The following is a 5821-nucleotide window of genomic DNA, read 5'->3' on the forward strand; positions in this document are numbered from 1 at the left end:
CGAAGCGTTGAAAATGGAAAATTGGGAATTGGGTAATTTATAATTGGGTAATTGAAAATTGAAAATTGGTAATTATATTTATTCCCCACTCCCCACTCCCCACTCCCCCCTCCCTACTCCCCATACCCCATTCCCCACTCCCCACTCCCTACTCCCCACTCCCCATTACCTACTTTTCGGTACAAATATCAAGTAAGTACCTCCCAATCCTTCGACAATTGTGCGGGTATTTGCCGCGATCATTTTCTGGTAGGTTTCTCCCTCGCTTCCTGGTTCACCTAAACCATCGGTAAAAAGTTCCCTTTGGGAAACTTTGACTCTCGCTTGTCTTGCTACAGACTCAATTAAATTCGGGTTGATTGTCGTTTCGGCAAAAATTGTCGGCACTCTCGCTTGCTTGATATTATTTACTAAGCCTTTAAGACGCGCATCTGTTGGTTTTCCTTCGGTGCTGATGTCTTCTAGCGTGCCTTTGAGTGAAAGTCCGTAAGAAGAAGCGTAATAACCCATTGCATTATGAGTTGTAAATAATTGGCGTTGATTGGGGGGAATAGTTGTAATGGTTGACTTAACCCAATTATCGAGCTGAGTTAGCTCACTTTTGATTTGTCGGGCATTACTACTATAAAGGGCTGCGTTTTTTGGTGAGACTTTTTCTAGGTTGCGGCTGATGACATCCACCATTGCGATCGCATTCTTGATATTATGCCAAACATGAGGATCGTTTATCTTGCTATTTTGCTCAACCTGCTGTGGTTTGGGAACCGCAACTTGACCTACTGCAATTTTCGGTGTACGGTTTTTACTAGCTTTAATCAATCTAATCAAACTCGGTTCCAGATTGTAACCGTTGTATAAAATTAGGGAAGCCGTCTGCATCGTTTCCCGGTCTTCCGGCTTTGGTTGATAAACGTGCGGATCTGCTTCTGGGGGAATCAAGCAAGTCAGATTAACTGAGTTTCCCGCCACTTGTCTAGTCAAATCACACAGTACGCTTGTAGTCGCTACTACTTGAGGTAAGTTATTATTTCTACTACTGGTTTGCGTGAAAGCGGTGTTTCTATTTTGATTACAGCCAGCGAATCCAATCGCTAGAGCAAGAAAGGCAAGTCGCAGGGAATTACTTGATGGTGTTTTTTTTGACATCACTAACTCCTCTCGGCGCTACAATAACGATAATCTTTATCATCTTGGTGAAGTGAAATACCAGCATTTTGAAGACTTGGTTGTCAAATACTGAAGCGTTAACGCACTCGCAAAATCTTAGCTTCGGTGAGGGTGAGAATAAGATAATGAAGGCGTGTAAAGCATAATTCCCGTTTTTTCAAACAGCAATTATGCTGAATAAAGCTAGTGTGGCGCAAAAATCGCAAATTGACTCAAATAACGCAGCTAATGTTGCGAATGTGGTGATATGGCGCGTATTACTCATACAAGTTGATTTAACAAACCAAGTCGGGCATCTGTTGGAAATTGTAGCAGTGCCATTCACACTCAAGCAAAATAAATAGGGGCACAACGTCCCGCTGTACCCCTACTAGACATCTCCAGAAATTAATGATGCGTTATCTGAACCCCAAGAGACTATTCTGTGCTACGTCTCTACATTCATTTTCAAATAGGTTGTCTACTGCATAACTTATAACTTTTTAAATGCCTACAAATGGTAGCTTACCTTGCAGGAGCTGAGAATTAGCTTGAACGCAACTAGGGCAACTACAACCAAGTTGATCTTTGATAGGATTAGATTCTTGAGTCAAGTTTAGTGTCATCGATTCGGCAATTGGTTGTGTAGATACCAAAGTAACCTGTTCCGTAGCAGGTGCATTCACAATTGACGCTGCCGCAGGTAAGGCAAGCATCAATATTGATGCTACAACTACAGGAAAGGCAAGCAAAATCAATTTTGCTATCTTCATAAATTTATAGATTACAGAGGGTGTTGCAGATACAGCATATCCCAATAAATTGTTTACCATCAACTCAAAGGTAAAAACTCAAACAGATATTTCGTAAATGCGTAGCACTTGCGGTCATGCGATCGCGCTCCTAATTGCTTCATGACCGCTAAAGCTTCTAAAGCTCATGCTGTTTTCATTACTTGAGCACCGTAGCTTTCAAGAATAAAGCTTTACTTTTCTTAAATGTTTGTAATTTATTATGCCTGCCTTTTGTTTCCGGGAACATAACACCGTATTTCCACGGTCAAGCACCTGTTAGTGCCATAAGCAAACCGTAATTATACGTTAAAATTACCGCATAATTTGGGTTTACGGCTGATTGCGGTTTATTAAGTTATACAGCTTGAAGTTATCATCCACACTTACACACTTACTTCCTATGGCTCAGTCTTATTCTGGTCAAGACTTACGAAGGCAACATTTTGCAGGACAGGATTTAAGAGGACGTGACTTTAGCGATGCAGACCTTCGAGAAGCAAATTTTGCTGGAGCAACGCTTTATAAGGCAAATTTTAGCGGTGCAAATGTTCGAGGAGCAAACTTTACCACAGCAAAGCTTGATAAGGCAGATTTTAGCAATGCAAAGATACAAGGGGCAAACTTTCACCAAGCAAAGCTTCGAGCTACCAAATTTCTTAAAGTCTCAGTCGATGATACAAATTCACTCCCCAGCGTGGATTTCAGTAAAGCCGAGATTCAAGGAACAAACTTCACCGATGCTTTCCTTAATCATGCTGACTTTACTGGAGCGCAAGCAGGTTTAACTCGTTTTTGGTCATTTATTTTATACGGTATACATATATTTTTGTGTTTAATTTCAGGGTTTACAGCAACTATAAGTATTACATTTTTAATATATTTTTTTAGAACCTCTAGCAAAAAACCATCCTTTTTGGATTCAATCTTTATAGGAATTACTTCAATTGTTATTATTGTAACTTTACGCACGTTTTTGCTAAACTTCTTTCGTCAATTTGTGTCTACCTCTCGTTGGTTGGGAATTATTGCAATCATTATCGTGTTTGTTGTTGCATTTGTGATAGCAAAGACAAGTGAAGAAGAAGATTTTAGTAGTTTTATTATGACGGGAATCTTATTGTTTTTAATTTTAATAATTACAACAAATGCTGCAACAATATTTGCAGGTGTTGAAGACTTGCTTCCTAAACCATTAGGGAATATTATTCAAAATTTGGGCAGGAAATCAATAAATAACCCAAATGGCACTAATGGCACATGGATTTCAATGGTTCTTACATCTATAGTTGGAGCGATTTTTGGTTGCTGGTTTTCTCGATCAGCAATTAATGAAAATCCTCAATTTAATTGGCTTTGGAAGATGTACCTTTTGCTTGCTACTACCGGAGGTACTACCTTTAATCAAGCTGATCTAACTAACGCTGTTTTCACCTCCGCAAATCTCAAAGGTGGAAATTTACAAAATGCCATAATTACAGGAACTCTCTGGTATAGAGGAAAGTCTTTAGAACGCGCTCGTGTTGGAAATAATTATCTCAAGCTTCCTCAAGTTAGGGAATTGGTTGTAAGACTAGATGGAAAAGGTCAAAATTTTAATAATCTAAATCTCGAAGGCATTAATTTGGAGACACCAAATTTATCAAAGGCATCAAATTTATTAGAGCGAACAAATTTATCATCTGCGAGTTTTGTTGGAACAAATCTCAATAAAGCTAATCTGCAAAGCGTGAATCTGGAAAAAGCAAATTTAAAGCAAACTAAACTAAATGGCGCAAACTTAACGAAAGCTTGTTTAACCGGAGCTATTATAGAGGATTGGAATATCGATCAAACAACAATCCTCAGCAATGTAAAATGCGAATTTATATTTTTGAATGAGCATCCTGACCCTAATAGTGGTATACAAAAGCGTTTACCCCACCCTCCAAACATTTTCAAACCTGGAGATTTCGAGAAAATTTTTATTGGAGAACGTAATACCGTTCAATTGTTTATTCGTCATGAGCAGAATAGACAAGCTTTGACTGCTGCGTTTGAGCATTTGATAAAAAATAATCCAGATATCACACCTGAGGATTTTCGAGAGTTCAGGAGGATAGATGATAATGTTTTAGTTACAATCAGAGTTCCCCAATATACCTTTGAAGGTGTTGTAGAACAGGAGTTTGAACAGGTATATCAACAAGTTAAGCAAGAGAGTCCGTCAAATTCTCGGTCAGGAGAATTTGAGAATCAACCTTTGTTTGAGTTTATCCTGAGACTAATTAACACAATTGGAGAGAATATGAACGAGAAACGCGAAATTAATATTCATGGTAATAACAGCAGGTACATTGAAAATAATGGGAGTTATGTAGAACGAGATTACATCAATATGAGTCAGGATTTGACTAAAGCAGCATCTCAAATTCAAGACCTGATTGAACAGTTGCAAAAACGTGGTGTAACGGTTGATGTTGCTCAAACGCAAGTAGCCGAAAACATAGCTACTCAGGCTAAGAATGATTCAACGATGAAAGAAAAATTAGCGAAGTGGGGACAATCGTTAGGAGACGCAACAGTAAGTGATGTAGTGAAAAGTGTTGTTAAACTTGCAATTCGTTCAGCAGGAATTCCATTGCCTTGAGGGACTTCCAAAAAATAAAATCTCCATTTATTAAGAAGAATAACCATTAGACATCGACCGAATTGAACTATGCGTTGCCCCAAACCCTTGTAGAGACGTAGCAGTGCTACGTCTCTACATTGTTTTCCACCAGATGTCCATTTGACCATAGGAATAATTCTCCATTTTCACCACCAGCAGCAAGTAATTTGCCTTGGGGATGCCAAGCTAGACAGGAAAAGCCTGCTGATGCACCTGTGAGAACTTGCGATACTTGCTTGGCTTGATTCCACAAACATAGCCAGCCATCACTAGCAGCAGAAGCGAGAATAAAGCTGTTGGGTGCAAAGGCGATCGCCTGAATTACATCCACATGATTTGTTAACACTGTCGCTTCCCATCCCAAAGCTTCATCTTCTAGCTTTTCCCACGCGACAATCCCTTCAACGCTGGAAGAAGCCAAAATCGGCGCACCTACTTTGGTGGTAGCTTCTGACCATGCCAAATGGCGAATTTTACCAGGAAAACCACGCATTACCCAAGGGTCGGGATTATCCCATTCTAACACGGTGACGCTGCGATCCATGTTACCAGAAGCCAGAAATTTACCATCGGGCGACCAAGCCATAGCTACACTGACAGTAGGCATTTCCAGGAAATATGGTTCTTCATTCCAATCTTGAGAATTCCATACTTTTACACCGTGATAACCGCTAACGGCTAAGTATTGTCCATCACTTCGCCAATCAATAGCTAATACTGAAGAATTTTCAAAATTTAGCGTGACAACTGTTTCCCCTAAGTCGGCATTCCACACTTGTACGTAACGCCCCAAACTAAAAGCTAACTGATTGCTAGTATGACTCCAAGCCAGCTTGTCAACCCAAGCAGGAGCATTTTCCAAAGTAGTAATTAATTCACTTTGCCGCCAAATTTTCACCCGTCCGTCCTGTCCCCCAACGGCACAGAATTGCCCATCTGCGGAAAAGGCTACACAGTTTAGTGATTCACCGTTACCAGCTTGCAAAGTTGCTAAATCGCCATCTTGCCAAAGTGCGACTTCCCCAGCAGCTGAGGTTGCAGCTAAAGTTATGTTATCAGGCGACCAGGCGATCGCTGTCACATAATCTGAAAGCATCCCGGAAAAGTGCTGCTCGAATTCGTTGGAATTAGCGGTGTTCATTTTGGGAGTGGGGGAGTGGGAGAAGCGTGGTGTGGAGGAAGCGTGGTGTGGGAGTAATTTTAAATTGTTCTTCCCCCCCTGTCCCTATCCCCC

The 5821-nt window shown here is 40.4% G+C and carries 5 protein-coding genes; 2 read left to right on the plus strand and 3 right to left on the minus strand.

Annotated features, from left to right (window positions below):
- Positions 1-165: 165 nt before the first annotated feature.
- A complete protein-coding gene (locus OGM63_RS21725; protein ID WP_263747741.1) occupies positions 166-1146 on the minus strand; it encodes a metal ABC transporter solute-binding protein, Zn/Mn family in 981 nt (326 codons plus the stop codon).
- Positions 1147-1337: 191 nt separating this feature from the next.
- On the opposite strand from OGM63_RS21725, the gene OGM63_RS21730 reads away from it, so the two are divergent.
- Complete coding sequence (locus OGM63_RS21730) at positions 1338-1511, plus strand: hypothetical protein (RefSeq protein WP_263747742.1); 174 nt, start codon at positions 1338-1340, stop codon at positions 1509-1511.
- A gap of 138 nt (positions 1512-1649) precedes the next feature.
- Here the strand turns inward: OGM63_RS21730 and OGM63_RS21735 are convergent, their stop codons facing one another.
- A complete protein-coding gene (locus tag OGM63_RS21735; protein WP_263747743.1) occupies positions 1650-1979 on the minus strand; it encodes a hypothetical protein in 330 nt (109 codons plus the stop codon).
- A gap of 361 nt (positions 1980-2340) precedes the next feature.
- On the opposite strand from OGM63_RS21735, the gene OGM63_RS21740 reads away from it, so the two are divergent.
- Complete coding sequence (locus OGM63_RS21740; protein WP_263747744.1) at positions 2341-4566, plus strand: pentapeptide repeat-containing protein; 2226 nt, start codon at positions 2341-2343, stop codon at positions 4564-4566.
- A 106-nt stretch (positions 4567-4672) separates the two neighbouring features.
- Here OGM63_RS21740 and OGM63_RS21745 read toward each other — a convergent pair whose 3' ends face one another.
- Positions 4673-5728, minus strand: coding sequence for a WD40 repeat domain-containing protein (locus tag OGM63_RS21745; RefSeq protein WP_263747745.1), 1056 nt, complete (start codon positions 5726-5728; stop codon positions 4673-4675).
- Positions 5729-5821 lie beyond the last annotated feature (93 nt).

The sequence above is a fragment of the Plectonema radiosum NIES-515 genome, assembly GCF_025753815.1.
Lineage (GTDB): Bacteria > Cyanobacteriota > Cyanobacteriia > Cyanobacteriales > Nostocaceae > Hassallia > Hassallia radiosum_A.

Excerpts from the sequence above, each read along its gene's own strand:
- OGM63_RS21725 (WP_263747741.1), bottom strand. The coding sequence starts at position 1,146 with ATGTCAAAAAAAACACCATCAAGTAATTCCCTGCGACTTGCCTTTCTT.
- OGM63_RS21730 (WP_263747742.1), top strand. The coding sequence starts at position 1,338 with ATGCTGAATAAAGCTAGTGTGGCGCAAAAATCGCAAATTGACTCAAAT.
- OGM63_RS21735 (WP_263747743.1), bottom strand. The coding sequence starts at position 1,979 with ATGGTAAACAATTTATTGGGATATGCTGTATCTGCAACACCCTCTGTA.
- OGM63_RS21740 (WP_263747744.1), top strand. The coding sequence starts at position 2,341 with ATGGCTCAGTCTTATTCTGGTCAAGACTTACGAAGGCAACATTTTGCA.
- OGM63_RS21745 (WP_263747745.1), bottom strand. The coding sequence starts at position 5,728 with ATGAACACCGCTAATTCCAACGAATTCGAGCAGCACTTTTCCGGGATG.